Annotated in this window: 15 protein-coding genes; 2 read left to right on the top strand and 13 right to left on the bottom strand. The window is 66.9% G+C overall.

Annotated elements, in window-relative coordinates:
- Positions 1–39 precede the first annotated feature (39 nt).
- A complete protein-coding gene (locus ACVWYO_RS13260) occupies positions 40–789 on the bottom strand; it encodes a hypothetical protein (protein WP_457351480.1) in 750 nt (249 codons plus the stop codon).
- 153 nt (positions 790–942) lie between these two features.
- Here ACVWYO_RS13260 and ACVWYO_RS13265 point away from each other — a divergent pair, with 153 nt between their 5' ends.
- Complete coding sequence (locus tag ACVWYO_RS13265; protein WP_457351482.1) at positions 943–1,173, top strand: hypothetical protein; 231 nt, start codon at positions 943–945, stop codon at positions 1,171–1,173.
- Between the two features lie 55 nt (positions 1,174–1,228).
- Here the strand turns inward: ACVWYO_RS13265 and ACVWYO_RS13270 are convergent, their stop codons facing one another.
- The 8 genes from ACVWYO_RS13270 to ACVWYO_RS13305 all read right to left on the bottom strand — a co-directional run bounded on the left by ACVWYO_RS13270 (position 1,229) and on the right by ACVWYO_RS13305 (position 7,611).
- A complete protein-coding gene (locus tag ACVWYO_RS13270; RefSeq protein ID WP_457351484.1) occupies positions 1,229–1,783 on the bottom strand; it encodes a glycine zipper 2TM domain-containing protein in 555 nt (184 codons plus the stop codon).
- 108 nt (positions 1,784–1,891) lie between these two features.
- Positions 1,892–2,320, bottom strand: a complete 429-nt coding sequence (locus ACVWYO_RS13275) for an OsmC family protein (RefSeq protein WP_457351486.1) — start codon at positions 2,318–2,320, stop codon at positions 1,892–1,894.
- A 72-nt stretch (positions 2,321–2,392) separates the two neighbouring features.
- Entirely contained in the window at positions 2,393–2,713 is a 321-nt protein-coding gene (locus ACVWYO_RS13280) for a glycine zipper 2TM domain-containing protein (RefSeq protein WP_140850245.1), read from the bottom strand.
- Between the two features lie 779 nt (positions 2,714–3,492).
- A complete protein-coding gene (locus ACVWYO_RS13285) occupies positions 3,493–4,428 on the bottom strand; it encodes a bifunctional riboflavin kinase/FAD synthetase (protein WP_457351488.1) in 936 nt (311 codons plus the stop codon).
- A gap of 33 nt (positions 4,429–4,461) precedes the next feature.
- Positions 4,462–5,628 carry a dipeptidase gene (locus ACVWYO_RS13290; protein ID WP_457351490.1) on the bottom strand — a complete coding sequence of 389 codons (1,167 nt, stop codon included), beginning with the start codon at positions 5,626–5,628 and terminating at the stop codon, positions 4,462–4,464.
- Between the two features lie 100 nt (positions 5,629–5,728).
- Positions 5,729–6,199: a dihydrofolate reductase gene (locus ACVWYO_RS13295; protein WP_457351493.1), complete on the bottom strand. Its 471-nt coding sequence runs from the start codon at positions 6,197–6,199 to the stop codon at positions 5,729–5,731.
- Between the two features lie 40 nt (positions 6,200–6,239).
- Entirely contained in the window at positions 6,240–6,758 is a 519-nt protein-coding gene (locus ACVWYO_RS13300; RefSeq protein ID WP_457351495.1) for a hemerythrin domain-containing protein, read from the bottom strand.
- A gap of 58 nt (positions 6,759–6,816) precedes the next feature.
- Entirely contained in the window at positions 6,817–7,611 is a 795-nt protein-coding gene (locus ACVWYO_RS13305) for a thymidylate synthase (RefSeq protein ID WP_457351497.1), read from the bottom strand.
- 100 nt (positions 7,612–7,711) lie between these two features.
- Between ACVWYO_RS13305 and ACVWYO_RS13310 the strand changes: the two genes are divergently transcribed.
- Entirely contained in the window at positions 7,712–8,128 is a 417-nt protein-coding gene (locus ACVWYO_RS13310; RefSeq protein WP_457351499.1) for a JAB domain-containing protein, read from the top strand.
- On the opposite strand, the gene ACVWYO_RS13315 is transcribed toward ACVWYO_RS13310, so the two are convergent.
- From ACVWYO_RS13315 to ACVWYO_RS13330, 4 genes are all read right to left on the bottom strand, one after another.
- A complete protein-coding gene (locus ACVWYO_RS13315; RefSeq protein WP_457351501.1) occupies positions 8,123–8,884 on the bottom strand; it encodes a class I SAM-dependent methyltransferase in 762 nt (253 codons plus the stop codon). The two genes, ACVWYO_RS13310 and ACVWYO_RS13315, sit on opposite strands and share 6 nt — an antisense overlap.
- Positions 8,884–10,011 carry a peptide chain release factor 2 gene (gene prfB, locus ACVWYO_RS13320; protein WP_133186187.1) on the bottom strand — a complete coding sequence of 376 codons (1,128 nt, stop codon included), beginning with the start codon at positions 10,009–10,011 and terminating at the stop codon, positions 8,884–8,886. Before prfB ends, ACVWYO_RS13315 begins: the two co-directional genes overlap by 1 nt.
- Before the next feature lie 135 nt (positions 10,012–10,146).
- Positions 10,147–12,690: a penicillin-binding protein 1A gene (locus ACVWYO_RS13325; protein ID WP_457351504.1), complete on the bottom strand. Its 2,544-nt coding sequence runs from the start codon at positions 12,688–12,690 to the stop codon at positions 10,147–10,149.
- Between the two features lie 74 nt (positions 12,691–12,764).
- Complete coding sequence (locus ACVWYO_RS13330) at positions 12,765–13,979, bottom strand: N-acetylmuramoyl-L-alanine amidase (protein ID WP_457354993.1); 1,215 nt, start codon at positions 13,977–13,979, stop codon at positions 12,765–12,767.
- Positions 13,980–13,983: the final 4 nt, after the last annotated feature.

The raw sequence follows: 13,983 nt of genomic DNA on the forward strand, positions 1-13,983 counted from the left end.
CGTGCCACGCAGACAGCAGGCGGATGTCGCAGCCCACCGCTACCGCCCGTTATTCGCCACCATATCGACATCGGTCCCGCCGTCGCGGCGGCTGGTTAGGTAGAGTACATAGGCCCCGCCGTCGCGCTGTCGCGTCCCGCCGAGCGTATGTTCTGCGCCGTCCGATTGGTGCTCCGCGCTGAAGCCGGCATTGGTGACGCGGGTGTAATACCAGTCGATCACCGTCTTGAGCGACGCGTTGGTGGCAAAGCTGATCGCCCGCAGGTGGCAGGTGCCGGTCTCCGCGCCGGCTGCCTCGACGACGCGCGCGGCGGGGTATAGCGGGACGTCGGCGGGCACGCGGTCAGCCCAGCTTGCCGAATAGCGCATCGCGCCAGCGCAGCTGCTAGTGCGATTGTCGGCCTGGCCGGCGGCAAGCGCGCCGAGCGTCAGCGAATCGCGCGCCACCTGGCAGCCGGGGCAGGTCTTCGAGGCGGGCGGCGGGGCCTGCTTGGCGCGCTGGCTGACCGCGCTGCCATCGGTCCCGGCCGGGTTGCCCGCGGTCTGCGCGATCGTCACGGGGGGGACGCCGCCCGAATAGGGCTGGGCCGGGGGGCGGACGCTGTTGGCGTTCGAATGCTGCGCGAGCGACGGATCAACCATGATCTGATCGTGCAGCGCCGACGTCATCGCTGGATCGCTGCTGTTCGGGGCGGCGGTGCCGGCATCGACCAGTTCGTTGTCGAGCGTGTCGAGATCGCGCTCGCCATCGCGCTTGCCGCAGGCGAGCAAGGCCAGAGGCAGTATCACGACGCTCAGAAAGACCCGGCTACGACCCATCGACGTCCACGCTCCACATCCACACCGCGCTATGGCGCGCTCGCGGTTAATAATCGGTTCTGCATAGCATAGCCGCCGACGCGTGGCTTGCGCACGCATCTTGTCTTGGTCCATGGTCCGGATATGGGACTCATCGTCAATCTGATTTCGATCTTCGCCGGGCTCGTCGCCTTGCCGGTGGCTCTCGTCGGGCTGATACCCTTTTTCGGCCTCGCCAATTATCTCGCCATCCCGCTCGCGGTGGTCGGCGCGGCGATCGGAATGCTGTCGGGCTATCGCTCGGGCCGCAACTTCAACCTGTTCGTACTCGTCGTCGCAGTGATCCGCCTCATCCTCGGCGGCGGCCTGCTCTGACGGCAAAAGGCCCGACGCTTTCGCGCCGGGCCCTTCGTTCAGCCGCGTGTCGCGCTCAGCGGCACTGCACCTGCCCGCGATCGACCGACTGGCCGAGCAGCGCGCCCGCACCGCCGCCGATCAACGTGCCGAGCGTGCGCGATCCGCCGCTGGCGAGCGAATTACCCAACAGGCCGCCGGCGAGACCGCCGATGATCAGGCCGGTCGTGCCGTCGCTGCGGCGGCAATAATAGCGATTGTCGCCACCGCGGTAGATGCGGTCGTTGCGACCGAGCCGGCGCGGCTGATAGTAGCTGCCGTCGCGATAGTAGCGATCGGCAAGATAGGTGCGCTGGCCTGGCTCGTAACGGTTGTAGTCATAGCTGCGATACTGCTGCCAATTGCGCTGGCGCGCGTCCTGACGGCGGTCCTGGCGCCAGTCCTGGCGCGCGTCCTGGCGGTAATCGCGGCGGTCGTCGCGCCGGTCAGCGCGATCGTCGCGTTGGTCGCCGCGGTCACCACGATCGTCGCCGCGCTGGTCCTGGCGGTCGCCCCGATAGTCCTGCGCGGTTGCGGGAATCGCGGAAAGCGAGGTCGCGGCCATTACGGCGGCGAGAAGAAACTTGCGCATGTAGAATGCTCCTTGAGGCAATCCGTGCTGGATTACAGGTAGAACGGCGCGCGCAGGCAGAGGTTGCGTGAACGGAAAACTACGGTCCGTTCACGTCCCCGCAAGAGATTAGCCGTTGAGACTGTGCGTCAGCGTCACTTCAGCATTCAGCACTTTGGAGACCGGGCAATTTTCTTTCGCATCCAAGGCGATCGTCTCGAATTGCTCAGGCGAAATGCCTTCGATCGTTGCCTTGAGGTCGAGTGCGGATTTGGTGATGGTGAAGCCATCGCCGTCCTTGTCGATCGTCACCTTGGCGGTCGTCTCGAGCTTGCCGTCGCTGAACCCGGCGCCGGCGAGCGCGAAGCTCAGCGCCATGGTGAAGCAGCTCGCATGCGCGGCGGCGATCAATTCCTCGGGATTGGTGCCCGCGCCGTCTTCGAATCGGCTGTTGAAGCCGTATTGCGTGTCCGACAGCACGCCCGATTGCGTCGAGACATGGCCTTTGCCGTCCTTGCCAAGGCCATCATAGCTGGCCGATCCGCTGCGAGTGGTCATGGGGTGTTCTCCAATAGATAAGGCGCGGGCCGTTGCCGGTCCGCGCCTGTGCTATACGTCCTATGCGACGCCTTAGTTGCAGCGGCGATCCGCGGTGCTGGCGCGGTCGAGCGCGCGGCCACCGAATGCACCGGCGACACCGCCGAGCACGGTGCCAAGCGTCTTGTCGCCGCGACCTGCGATCGAATTGCCGAGCAATGCGCCGCCGACGCCACCGACCAGCAGACCGGTCGTGCCGTCCGAATGACGGCAATAGCGGCGCCCGTCGCGGCCCTCGTAGACGCGCGGCTGATAATGATGGCGCTCACGCGCTTCGGCGTGGGTGGCGGGGGCGACCATCGTCGCGGGGATGGTGACGGCGGCGGCGCTGAGCGCCAGGATCAAGGTACGCATTGGTGAGACTCCCTAAAGTACGGTCTGCTATGGCGGAATTGAACAGCAGGAACATTCGGGGTTCTACGCATGTTGCATGAACCTGAAACAACCTTGCGTTCAGGAACAGGATGGGTGTCGATCAGGCCCATCACGGAGATCTCTTTTATCCCCGCTATCCACACTCTTCACAGCCTTAGCCAAGTATTTGGCGCTAGGCGCGACTCGGCAGTCGTGACAGCATCACGACTGTAAACAATCGGTAGCGCGGCGGGAAACCACTGCAACATCAGGCGTTTATGTCGCGAAGTCGGCCATGGTGCCTCTAGGAAACCAGGTCGGTGCTGCGGCGGAGGGACGGCGTCGGCAAATCCACGATCCCGCGCGAAAGCTCGGTGCGTGGCGCGCTGGACACGGGCTTCCAAAGGTGTCGCGAACCGCCTGTTCTTCGGAATGACGGGATACGATGCCGGTATCGGACGACGCGGCAGCAACCTTTGCGGAGGGACGTGGCCTCGATCCAAGATGCCGAAAGCATGGCGGTCACGGCGACGCGACCGCCACGCTGGCCACCAGGGTCACGGATACCAAGGCGCGAAAGCGCCGATCCGCCCCTGGCGACCGAACGCAAGACTTGGCGTCGCGCGCGGCGCAGGGTGGCGCGAGCCGCCGAAACCGGATGGCGCGGATGGCGTTCCCAGGGGCGCGCCGCGCTGATCGAGGTCCGGCGACAGGGGTCGGCAGCAATGCCGGCCCCTTTTCTTTTAGGGTCTCGCTGAAGCAGGCGGCCGAGCGGAGCCTTAGCCGGGCTCACCCGCCAGAATAGCACGCGCGCGCGCGCAATCCGCATCCATCTGTGCGGTCAGCGCCTCGAGCGTGTCGAACTTCGCCTCCGGGCGGAGATAGTCGATCAGCTCGACTTCGATCCGCTGACCGTAGAGATCTTCCGCAAAATCGAAGAAATAGGGTTCGAGCAATTCCTTGGGCGGATCGAAGCTCGGCCGGATCCCGAGATTCGCCGCGCCGTCGAGCACACGTCCATCGGGAAGCCGCCCGCGTACCGCATAGATGCCGTAGGCGGGGCGCAGATATTTCCCCATGTCGAGATTGGCGGTGGGATAGCCGATCGTCCGGCCGAGCTTGTCGCCATGCTGCACCGTGCCCGCCACCGTGAAGGGCCGCGTCAGCAGCTTGGCCGCGCCGCGCGGATCGCCGGCCTTGAGCAGATCACGGATCCGGCTCGACGAGACCGGCACGCCGTCGAGCGACACTGCGCCGACCGTCTCGACAGCAAAGCCATTCGTCACCCCGAGCGTCGCGAGCACCGCCACATTGCCGCTCTTGGCCTTGCCGAAGGTGAAGTCCTCACCCGTCACCACGCCGCCGACGCCGATCTTGTCGATCAGCCGATCGTCGACGAACTCGGTCGCGGTCAACGCGGCGAGCCCGGCATCGAAGGCGAAGACGATCATCGCATCGGCACCCGCCGCGGCGAACAGGCGTTCGCGCTGGTCGAGCGTGGTCAGGCGGAAGGGCGCGCTGTCGGGCTGAAAATGCCGCACCGGATGCGGATCGAAGGTCGCGACCAGCGCCGGTCGCCCTTCGGCCCGCGCGCGCGCAACGGCCAGCCCGACCACGGCTTGATGCCCCAGGTGAAATCCATCGAAATTGCCGAGCGCGACGATGCCGGCGCGCATCGCCGCCGGAACCGCCGAGCTGCCGTCGAGCCGCTGCATGGCATCGGCTATACGGACGGCTTTGCGCGCGCGCTAGGGGCTGGGCGCGATCCCGCCGCGAAGGATCCGGAGCACATTGCCACCCATCACCTTGGCGATGTCGGCATCGCTGAAACCGTGGTCGATCAGCGCCTGCGTGACGGCGGCGAGCTGGCTCGCGTCGAAGCCCGTCGTCACCGCACCGTCGAAATCGGAGCCAAGCCCGACATGGTCGATCCCGACCAGGTCGCGGACATGCGCGATTGCGTTCGCGGCGGCGGCGGGCTTGGTGGAGCAGACCGCGGCGTCCCAATAGCCGATGCCGATCACCCCGCCGGTGCGCGCGATGCCGCGGATCTCTTCGTCGGTGAGGTTGCGGTTGACCTTGCACGTTGCCTGCACCCCGCCATGGCTCGCGACGATCGGCCGGTGCGCCATGGCGATCACCTCGGCGATCGTCGCATGGCTCGAATGTGCGACATCGACGATCATGCCGAGCGCTTCCATCCGCCGCACCACTTGGCGCCCGAGCGGGGTGAGCCCGCGTTTCGCCTCGCCGTGCATCGATCCCGACACGTCAGTATCGAAGAAATGCGCGAGCCCCGCCATGCGGAACCCCGCGGCGTGGAGCGTATCGAGATTGGCGAGCTTGCCTTCGAGATCCTGCAGCCCCTCGATCGACAGCATGCCGCCGACCACCTTCTGGCCGCGCGCGCGGTCGGCGAGCAGGCGGTCTAGCTCCGCGGGGGTCCGGATCACGCGCAGTTGGCCGTTCGAAGCGGCGGCATAGCGATCGAGCTTTTGCGCATGCCAGAGCGAGCGCTGGAGCAGCGAGCCCCAGGTGCGCGGCGGCTGCAGATCGGCGATCGCGAGCGCGGTGATATTGTCGCTGTCGGCGCCGTTCGAATCGTAATTCTGGTGCTTCGGCGTCTTGGTCACCGACGAGAAGATCTGCAGCGCATAATTGCCCGCGAGCAGCCGCGGCAGGTCGATCTGCCCGCGGTCGGCGCGGGCGAGCAGGCTGCGCTGCCACAGCAGGGTATCGGCATGCATGTCGGCGATCTGCAGCGTGGCGTGCAGCGCGCGGGCGCGCGGGCTGATGGTGAGCGCGACGGGTTCGACCGTGTTCATCGATCGTTCGACGATGCCGGGGGCAAGCGTAAAGAAGGCGATCAGGCCGAGCACGATCAGCACCGCTACCCCAGCCAGGACCTTGCGCACCTTGCTCTCCCCGTCGTGCCGGCTCTTTGCGGCAGGGGCTGCCGCGTCCGGTCGGCGCCGGGTATGCGGGATCGTCGGGGCCGCGACAAGTCGCTGGCGGTCAGCTTTTGGTGAGGGTTACGAAGGCGTAAGCGGGACGTGCGCCCTCGGCCGGGTGGGATTCTCTGGCGACTTCCTGCCAGCCCGCAAAGGTGGGGACGATGGCGTCGCCGACCGGGCTAACATGTACCTCGGTCAGCTCGATGGACTCAGCGCGTGGCAGCAGCAGCGCGAAAATCTCGGCGCCGCCGATCACTGCGACGTCGCCATCGCCTGCGAGCGCAAGCGCCGCCTCGATCGAATGGGCGACCTCGGCCCCCGGCGCACTCCAGCCGGCGTCGCGCGTCAGCACGATGTGTCGGCGTCCGGGCAACGGCGCAGGAAAGCTTTCGAAGGTCTTGCGCCCCATCACCATCGGTTTGCCCATCGTCAGCGCCTTGAAGCGCCTGAGATCGGCGGGGAGGTGCCACGGCAGTTTGCCAGCGACACCGATGACGCCATTGTCGGCGCGCGCGAGATAGAGCGTGATCATCCTGTCGTCATGCCCGCGCGCGCGCCTGATGGCGAGAGCTTCAGTCGGGAGCGTGATCCTTGACCCACTTCTTCGGGTCCTTGTCGACGGCCTTCACCCCGGTCAGATGCTCGGCCTCGAAGGTGGCGAATTTGACGCCGAGATCGTGGCGTTCCTGCAGCGTCGCATTGAGGCGGAAGTCGGTCAGCCCCTGGCGTTCTTCCTCCGCCATATGGTCGCTGTTCGCCTTGTTGCACTCGCCGAGTGCCTCGAACCACGCCTTGCTGCCGACCTTTTCCTTGTCGACCGCGGCGGCGGTGTCGCGGATGTCGTTATGGTCCTCGATCGCGTCCTCGGTTTCCTCGGCGGCCGAATCGGCATCGTTGCCGCCTTCGCCGACCTGCATCAGCCGAGGATAGAAGAACCTCTCCTCGGCTTCGGCATGCGAATCGAGCAGTGCGTGGAGGCGGTTCCACAGCGCCGACAGCGCGGTCGTGTCCTTGGGATCGATTTGTTCGATCTGCGCGAACAGCGCGCGCTGCTGGCCGTGTTCGTCGAGGATGAGTTGCGTGATGTCCATGATCGGCCCCTGCGTGAATTTCAGGAGCTAAGCGCGCGTCACGCCGACCGGTTCCGTGTCAGACCGCGACGGGCGCCTTGATGTGCGGTTGCGCGACATAATCGTGCAGCACGAAATCCTCATACGCATAGCCATCGATCGCGTCTGCCGTGCGCAGAATCTCGAGGCGCGGCGGTGCGCCGGGTGTGCGTGAAAGCTGTTCGCGCGCCTGGTCGAGATGGTTCGAATAGAGGTGGCAATCGCCACCGGTCCAAATGAACTCGCCGGGCTCGAGCCCGCATTGCTGCGCGAGCAGCATCGTCAGCAGGGCATAGCTCGCGATGTTGAAGGGCACCCCCAGGAAGATGTCGGCGCTCCGCTGGTAGAGCTGAAGCGAGAGCTTGCCGTTCGCGACATGCGTCTGGAACAGGCAATGGCACGGTGCGAGCGCCATCGCGTGGAGATCGCCCGGGTTCCACGCGCTGACGATCTGGCGGCGCGAGGCGGGGTTGGTCTTGATCTGGTCGATCAGCTCGGCGATCTGATCGATGTGGCGGCCGTCCGCCGTCTCCCAGTCGCGCCATTGCTTGCCGTAAACCGGGCCGAGATCGCCGTTCGCGTCGGCCCATTCGTCCCAGATGCTGACCTTGCGCTCGCGCAGCCAGTCGACGTTCGTGTCGCCGCGCAGGAACCACAGCAGTTCGATCACGATCGAGCGCAGATGGAGTTTCTTGGTGGTGAGCAGCGGGAAACCGTCGGCCAGATCGAAGCGCATCTGGTGGCCGAACACCGACAGCGTGCCGGTCCCGGTGCGATCCATCTGGGGGGTGCCGTGGTCGAGCACGCGGCGCATCAGGTCGAGATAGGCTTGCATGCCTGGCGGTCTAGCGCGCCAGGGGCGCCGCGCCAACCGTTGCGCCGTTTCGGAGTGACTTTGCCTGGCGCGGCGCACGGTGGTTGCGCAGACCGGGGCCATGGCGCCCATGCTTTCCGATCCGCTTGCCGATCCGGCCGATGTCGCGGCCGCGGACCTGCCCGAGGGCGTGCTCACCGTGTTTCGACCGATCGCTGCGGCGGCACGAGAGGTGGCGATGTTCGGCTATTTCGATCCGGAATGGGGGCTTCTCGGGATGCGGCGGCTGTACGCCGGATCGGTCGACGCGGTGGCGATCCCGCTTCGCGCGATCGTCGCCGATGCGCTTGCGGTCGACTGTGCGCTGGTGGTGATGGCGCACAATCATCCGAGCGGCGATCCGACGCCGAGCGAGTCGGATTACCGGCTGACTCGCCGGGTGGCGCAGGCGCTCCACTTCATCGATGTCGTGTTGTTCGATCATCTGGTGATCGCCGCGCACGGCTATACGAGCTTCCGCGCGCGCGGCCTGCTATGACGCGCCGTGCAGCCGGCACGCCTTGATCGCGCTCGGTTCGGGGCGTGGGCCCGTCGCGCGGAAGGCGGCGAGATAGCCGCCCGCCGAGGGCATGTCGTAGGTCGCGACCTCGCTATACCCGACCGCGGCGAACTCGCATTTGAGCAAGGCGGGCGGCGTGCCGTGATTCTGCGTCGGGCGATTGGCGTCAACGACGATGGCGAGCCCGTCGGGCTTGAGCGACGGGCGCATCCGCCACAGGAATTCGTAAGGCTGCTCGATCTCGTGATACATATGGACCATCAGGATCCGGTCGAAGCTGGCGGCCGGCAGCCGCGGGTCGTTCGGCGCGCCGAGGCGGACGCTGACCGTCTCGAGATGTTCGCGCGCGACGCGCAAAGCGAGCGCATCGCGGACATCGGCGACGATGTCCTCCGCCAGCACGCGGCCTTCCTTGCCGACGCGGTTGGCGAGGCGGATGGTGTAATAGCCCTCGCCCGCGCCGATATCGGCGACGGTCATGCCGGGCTTGATCCCGGCCTTGGCCATCACGTCACCCGCTTCATTGAGCCGGTCGCGATCCTCCTCGGTCGACCAGCGCGCCGACACGATCGCCGCGACCGGGCGATCGGCGGCGGGGAAGGGGCCGACCTTCGCGCTGCGATCGGGGACAGTCGCCGAACCGCCATCGCACGCGGCGAGGGCAAGAAGCGCCACCCCGGCAAGAGCGGCCCTTCCCCGCCTCGCCGGGGATGCAGAGACGGCGAAGGCCTGCATTACTCGACGTCCTCGACCTCGACCGTTTCGCCGGTCACGCGCTGCGACAGCGCCGCCGCCATGAACGCCTCGAGATCGCCATCGAGCACGTCCGACGGGCTCGACGAGGTCACACCGGTGCGCAGATCCTTCACCATCTGATACGGCTGGAGCACGTAGGAGCGGATCTGGTGACCCCAGCCGATGTCGGTCTTGCCGGCATTCTCGGCATTGGCCGCGGCCTCGCGGATCGCGAGTTCGCGCTCGTACAGGCGGGCGCGGAGCTGGTTGTACGCCTCGGCCTTGTTCTTGTGCTGGCTGCGCTGGTTCTGGCACTGGACGACGATGCCGGTCGGGATGTGCGTGATGCGCACCGCCGAATCGGTGGTGTTGATGTGCTGCCCGCCCGCGCCCGACGCGCGGTAGGTGTCGATGCGCAGGTCGCTCTCGTTATACTCGACCTCGATATTGTCATCGACGACCGGATAGACCCACACGCTCGCAAACGACGTGTGCCGCCGCGCCGCGCTGTCGTACGGCGAGATTCGCACCAGCCGATGCACGCCGCTCTCGGTCTTGGCATAGCCGTACGCATTCTCGCCCTTGAGCAGCAGCGTCGCCGACTTGATCCCCGCCTGTTCGCCCGAATGCTGGTCGATCAGCTCGACCTTCAAACCGTGGCGCTCGCCCCAGCGCGAATACATCCGGCTGAGCATACCCGCCCAATCCTGGCTCTCGGTTCCGCCCGCGCCGGCATTGACCTCGATATAGGTGTCGTTGCCATCGGCCTCGCCGGCAAGCAGCGCCTTGACCTTGTCCTTGTCGGCGCGCGCGGCGAGATCGGCGAGCGCGGATACGCCCTCGGCCTCCATCTCGGTGTCGCCTTCAGCCTCGGCCATCTCGATCAGCTCTGCGGTGTCGTTGAGCTCGCTCTCGATCGCGCGCGTTGCCGTGATCGCCTCCTCGAGCCGGCGACGCTCGCGCATCACCACCTGCGCCGCCTTGGGGTCGTTCCACAGCGCCTGGTCCTCGACGCGCGCGTTGAGCTCGTCGAGCCGACGCAGCGCGCGGTCCCAGTCGAGGAAGCGGCGGAGCAGCGCGAGCGCGTCCTTGATCGAATCGATATGAGCCTGCGCTTCAGCGCGCATGGGGTTACTCCAGACTTGAATTCGTCGCCCCGGCGAAGGCCGGGGCCGCTATATAGGGTGTGCAACGCCGGATGTCCCGCGACAACGCAGCGGCCCCGACCCCGCCTGAAATTGGCGCCGGGGCGACGCACATGGCTAGTAAATACCGCCCTGCTTTTGCAAGAAGTCGCTGTCCTTGCGGGCTTCGCTCTGTGCCTGCGTCGCCGCGCGCGCGCGCGCTGCCGCTGCGGCCGCGGCGGTCGCCGCCGCCGCCGGATCGGGCACGATCGTGCCGCGATGGATCACACGGCGCGGCTCGCTCTCGGGTTTGAATGCTTCCCAGATCACCGACGCCTTAGGGTCGTCGGTCGGCCAGGCGCCGAAGACCGGCTTGCCACTCTGCCGGTCGATGCGGACCATGCGGATTCCGGCGGGCGCGCGGAACGGGAGCTTGTCCATCCCCTCATAGGCTTTCACGGCGAACGCCTTGAAGATTGGCGCGGCCAGCGTGCCGCCCTGCGCGCCGCCGCCGAGCGAATGCGGCGTGTCGTAGCCGATATACAGCCCGCCGATCATCTGCGGCGTACCGCCGATGAACCACACGTCGGTCGGCCCGGTGTTGGTGCCGGTCTTGCCGAACATCGGCCGATCGAGATCGCGCAGCACCGTCGCGGTACCGCGCTGGATCACGCCCTCGGCGATGTGGATCATCTGATATGCGCTCATCGCATCGACGATCTGCTTGCCGCCGGCGACGGGGCGCGGCATCGGCCGCCCGTTCCAGTCGGGCGCGTTGCAGCGGTCGCAGGCGTGCCAATTCTCGGGCCAGACGACTTTGCCGTGGCGATCCTGGACGAAGTCGATCAGCGACGACGGGTGCGAGCGCCCCTGGTTGGCGAGGATCGCATAGGCGTTGACCATCCGCGACACCGTCGTCTCGCCAGCGCCGAGGGCGAAGGAGAGGTAGGGCGGATATTTGCCGACGCCGATCCGGTCCATCAGCGAGACGACATGCGGCATGCCGGTCGTCGCGGCGGCGCGCACCGTCATCAGGTTGCGCGACTGCTCAACGCCCCAGCGCATCGTATGCGCGCCCGAGCCGCCGACACCGCCAAAGTTGCGGAAACATTTCTGCCCGAGCCGTGCGCCCTGATAGACGCAGAACGGGCCGTCGACGATGATCGACGCCGGCGTCATCCCGCCCTCGAGCGCGGCGGCATAGACGATCGGCTTGATCGTCGATCCGGGCTGGCGCATCGCCTGCGTCGCGCGGTTGAACGCCTGGACACGGAAGTCGAACCCGCCCTGCATCGCCAGCACGCGCCCGGTCTGCGGCTGCTCGACGACGAACGCGCCAGAAATCTTGGGCACCGAGCGCAAGGCGAATTCGCTGCCGCTCGGCGCGACCGCGATGATGTCGCCCGCCTTCATCGCGGCGAACGCGGTGCCGCCGCCGCCGCGTACCGGCATCTGCGCGGCGAAGCGGGGAAGGGTGCCGGTGCTGCCGTCCGAGAAGCCCAGCTGCGCCGCGCTTTCGTCGCGCGCGATCACGATCGCGGCGCGCCAATCGTCGTAATCGAGCCCGATATTGGTGTTGAGCAACGCGCCCTGCCACCGATCGTCGGTGATCTCGGCATGGCCGATCGGCCCCGACCAGCCGCGGCCCTGGTCGAAGCGCAGCAGCCCCTGGCGCAACGCGGTCTGCGCATAGTCCTGCATCTTCTCGTCGAGCGAGGTGCGCACCCATAGCCCGCCCGAATAGACGCTGTACGGCCCGGCGCGCTCGTCCTCGCCGAACTTGTCGATCAGCTGGCGGCGCACCTCCTCGACGAAGTATCCCGAGCCGGCGGTCTCGGTCTTGGGCGTCTGGCGCGGCACGGTGCCGAGCGGCTCGGCGCTCGCCTGGTCATGCTGCGCCTGGGTGATGAAGCCGTTCTTGAGCATCTCGCGCAGCACATAGGCGCGGCGGCCAAGCGCGCGGTCGGGATGGCGGATCGGATCGTAGTTCGATGGGCCCTTGGGCAGGATCGCCAGATACGCCATCTGCGCGAGATCGAGCTGGGTCAGGTCCTTGCCGAAATAGGCGTAGCTCGCCGCCTCGACGCCGAACGCGTTGCGGCCGAGCGCGATCTGGTTGAGGTAGAGCTCGAGGATCTGCGGCTTGGTCAGCGTATCCTCGATCCGATAGGCGAGGATCGCCTCCTTGATTTTCCGCGCATAGCTCGTTTCGTTGCCGATCAGGAGGTTCTTGGCGACCTGCTGCGTGATCGTCGAGGCGCCCGCCGGACGTTTGTGGCTCGTCAGATTGTTGACCGCGGCGCTCGCGATGCCGAGATAATCGACGCCGTGATGCTCGAAGAAGTTCTTGTCTTCGGCGGCAAGGAAGGCGCGCACGAGCAGCGGCGGATATTCTGCATAGCTCAGTTCGACGCGGCGCTCGCGCGCGTAGGAATGGATCGGCATCCCATCGACGTCGCGGACGTTGGTCGGCAGCGGTGGCTCGTAGGTGCGCAGCTTGTCGACCGAGGGGAGCCCGGCGGCAAAGGCGAAATAGAACACCGTCGCACCAACCGCGCCGAGCAGGCCGAGGCCGGCGAGCGTCTTGACCCACCAGCGGCCCCAGACCCGCTGGACGACGCCGGCGAACCCGTCGATCTCGCGACGGATACGGAAATTCACGCTGTTTTCGGGTTCGGCCATATCGGGGTGAGGCTCTAGCAAGATTCTCCGGGCTTGCCAGCCGCCTTAGTCCCTCTCCTGCAGCGTGAGGGGTTTCAGTCCCGCGACGCCATCCGCCGGGCGAAATGGACTTCGACCGCGCGTTCGATGCTCTGCGCGATCTTGTAGCGGCCGTCGGCGCTGTCGATGAAGTCGGCGTCGTGCGGGTTCGAGATATAGCCCGTCTCGAACAGGATCGACGGCATGTCGGGCGCTTTCAGCACCATCAACGATGCCATGCGGTGGAAGTTGGGCTTGAGCGGCATCAGCGGCTGCGCCTCGCGGCCGAGCAGTCGCGCGAAGCTCGCCGAGGCGTTCATCGTCTCGCGCTGCGTCAGGTCGATCAGGATCGACGAGATGTCGGCCGAGGTCGATGCGAGGTTCACGCCCGCTATGATGTCGGCCTTGTTCTCGCGTGCCGCCAGCCGCGCCGATTCCTTGTCCGAGGCGACCTCGGACAGCGTGTAGACCGATGCGCCGCTCGCGGTCCCAGAACCGACGCTGTCGCAATGGATCGAGATGAACAGGTCGCCGCGCAGCCGCCGCGCGATCCCGAAGCGTTCCTGCAAGACCAAGAAACGGTCGTCGTCGCGCGTCAGCGCAACGCGGACGCGGCCCGATTTGATCAGCGCGTCGCGGATCGCCTTGGCGATCTTGAGCGTCACGTCCTTCTCGCGCCGCCCGTCGATCGGCGAGATCGCGCCGGGATCGACCCCGCCATGCCCGGCGTCGATCACCACCAGCGGACGGCTGTCATCGTCGCCATAGATTCGCGGCAGGCCCGGGCTGCGCCGCGCGGGCGGAATCGGCACGCTGACCTGATAGGCGCTGGTATCGGCCGCCTGGGCGAGCCCCATGCCGAACGGCGGCAGGAAATGCATGCGGCGCTCTGTCGCTGCCCGCGCGAAGGTCGCATCGTCGACCGTGCGCAGTTCGAGCGTCAACTGGCGCCCGTCACGGCCGAATTTGCCTTCGGTGATCAGTGTCGGCCGGGCGAGATCGAACACGATGCGCACGCCGTCGGTGCCGCGGGGCGCGAGCCGCATCGCCGAGATCGCCCCGCCGCTGGTCAGCGCGCCGCCCGGCCGTGCGCCCTTGAGGTCGAGCGCGATCCGTTGCGGCTGGCCAAGAATGAAGCTCGACGCATCGCCGATCGGTTGGTCGAAGCGCAAGACGATCCGGTCGTGCTTCACCTCGACGCGCTCGATCGACGCGGCCCAGCCGGGGGCGCCGGCAAACCAGCAGGCCAGCAATGCAAGGAGGAACGACACCGCC

It is taken from the genome of Sphingomonas sp. UYP23 (assembly GCF_054059235.1).

What these genes read in the sequence shown, in the direction of transcription:
- ACVWYO_RS13265 (WP_457351482.1), top strand. Translation starts at nt 943, where the DNA reads ATGGGACTCATCGTCAATCTGATTTCGATCTTCGCCGGGCTCGTCGCC.
- ACVWYO_RS13270 (WP_457351484.1), bottom strand. Translation starts at nt 1,783, where the DNA reads ATGCGCAAGTTTCTTCTCGCCGCCGTAATGGCCGCGACCTCGCTTTCC.
- ACVWYO_RS13275 (WP_457351486.1), bottom strand. Translation starts at nt 2,320, where the DNA reads ATGACCACTCGCAGCGGATCGGCCAGCTATGATGGCCTTGGCAAGGAC.
- ACVWYO_RS13280 (WP_140850245.1), bottom strand. Translation starts at nt 2,713, where the DNA reads ATGCGTACCTTGATCCTGGCGCTCAGCGCCGCCGCCGTCACCATCCCC.
- ACVWYO_RS13285 (WP_457351488.1), bottom strand. Translation starts at nt 4,428, where the DNA reads ATGCAGCGGCTCGACGGCAGCTCGGCGGTTCCGGCGGCGATGCGCGCC.
- ACVWYO_RS13295 (WP_457351493.1), bottom strand. Translation starts at nt 6,199, where the DNA reads ATGATCACGCTCTATCTCGCGCGCGCCGACAATGGCGTCATCGGTGTC.
- ACVWYO_RS13300 (WP_457351495.1), bottom strand. Translation starts at nt 6,758, where the DNA reads ATGGACATCACGCAACTCATCCTCGACGAACACGGCCAGCAGCGCGCG.
- ACVWYO_RS13305 (WP_457351497.1), bottom strand. Translation starts at nt 7,611, where the DNA reads ATGCAAGCCTATCTCGACCTGATGCGCCGCGTGCTCGACCACGGCACC.
- ACVWYO_RS13310 (WP_457351499.1), top strand. Translation starts at nt 7,712, where the DNA reads ATGGCGCCCATGCTTTCCGATCCGCTTGCCGATCCGGCCGATGTCGCG.
- ACVWYO_RS13315 (WP_457351501.1), bottom strand. Translation starts at nt 8,884, where the DNA reads ATGCAGGCCTTCGCCGTCTCTGCATCCCCGGCGAGGCGGGGAAGGGCC.
- prfB (WP_133186187.1), bottom strand. Translation starts at nt 10,011, where the DNA reads ATGCGCGCTGAAGCGCAGGCTCATATCGATTCGATCAAGGACGCGCTC.
- ACVWYO_RS13325 (WP_457351504.1), bottom strand. Translation starts at nt 12,690, where the DNA reads ATGGCCGAACCCGAAAACAGCGTGAATTTCCGTATCCGTCGCGAGATC.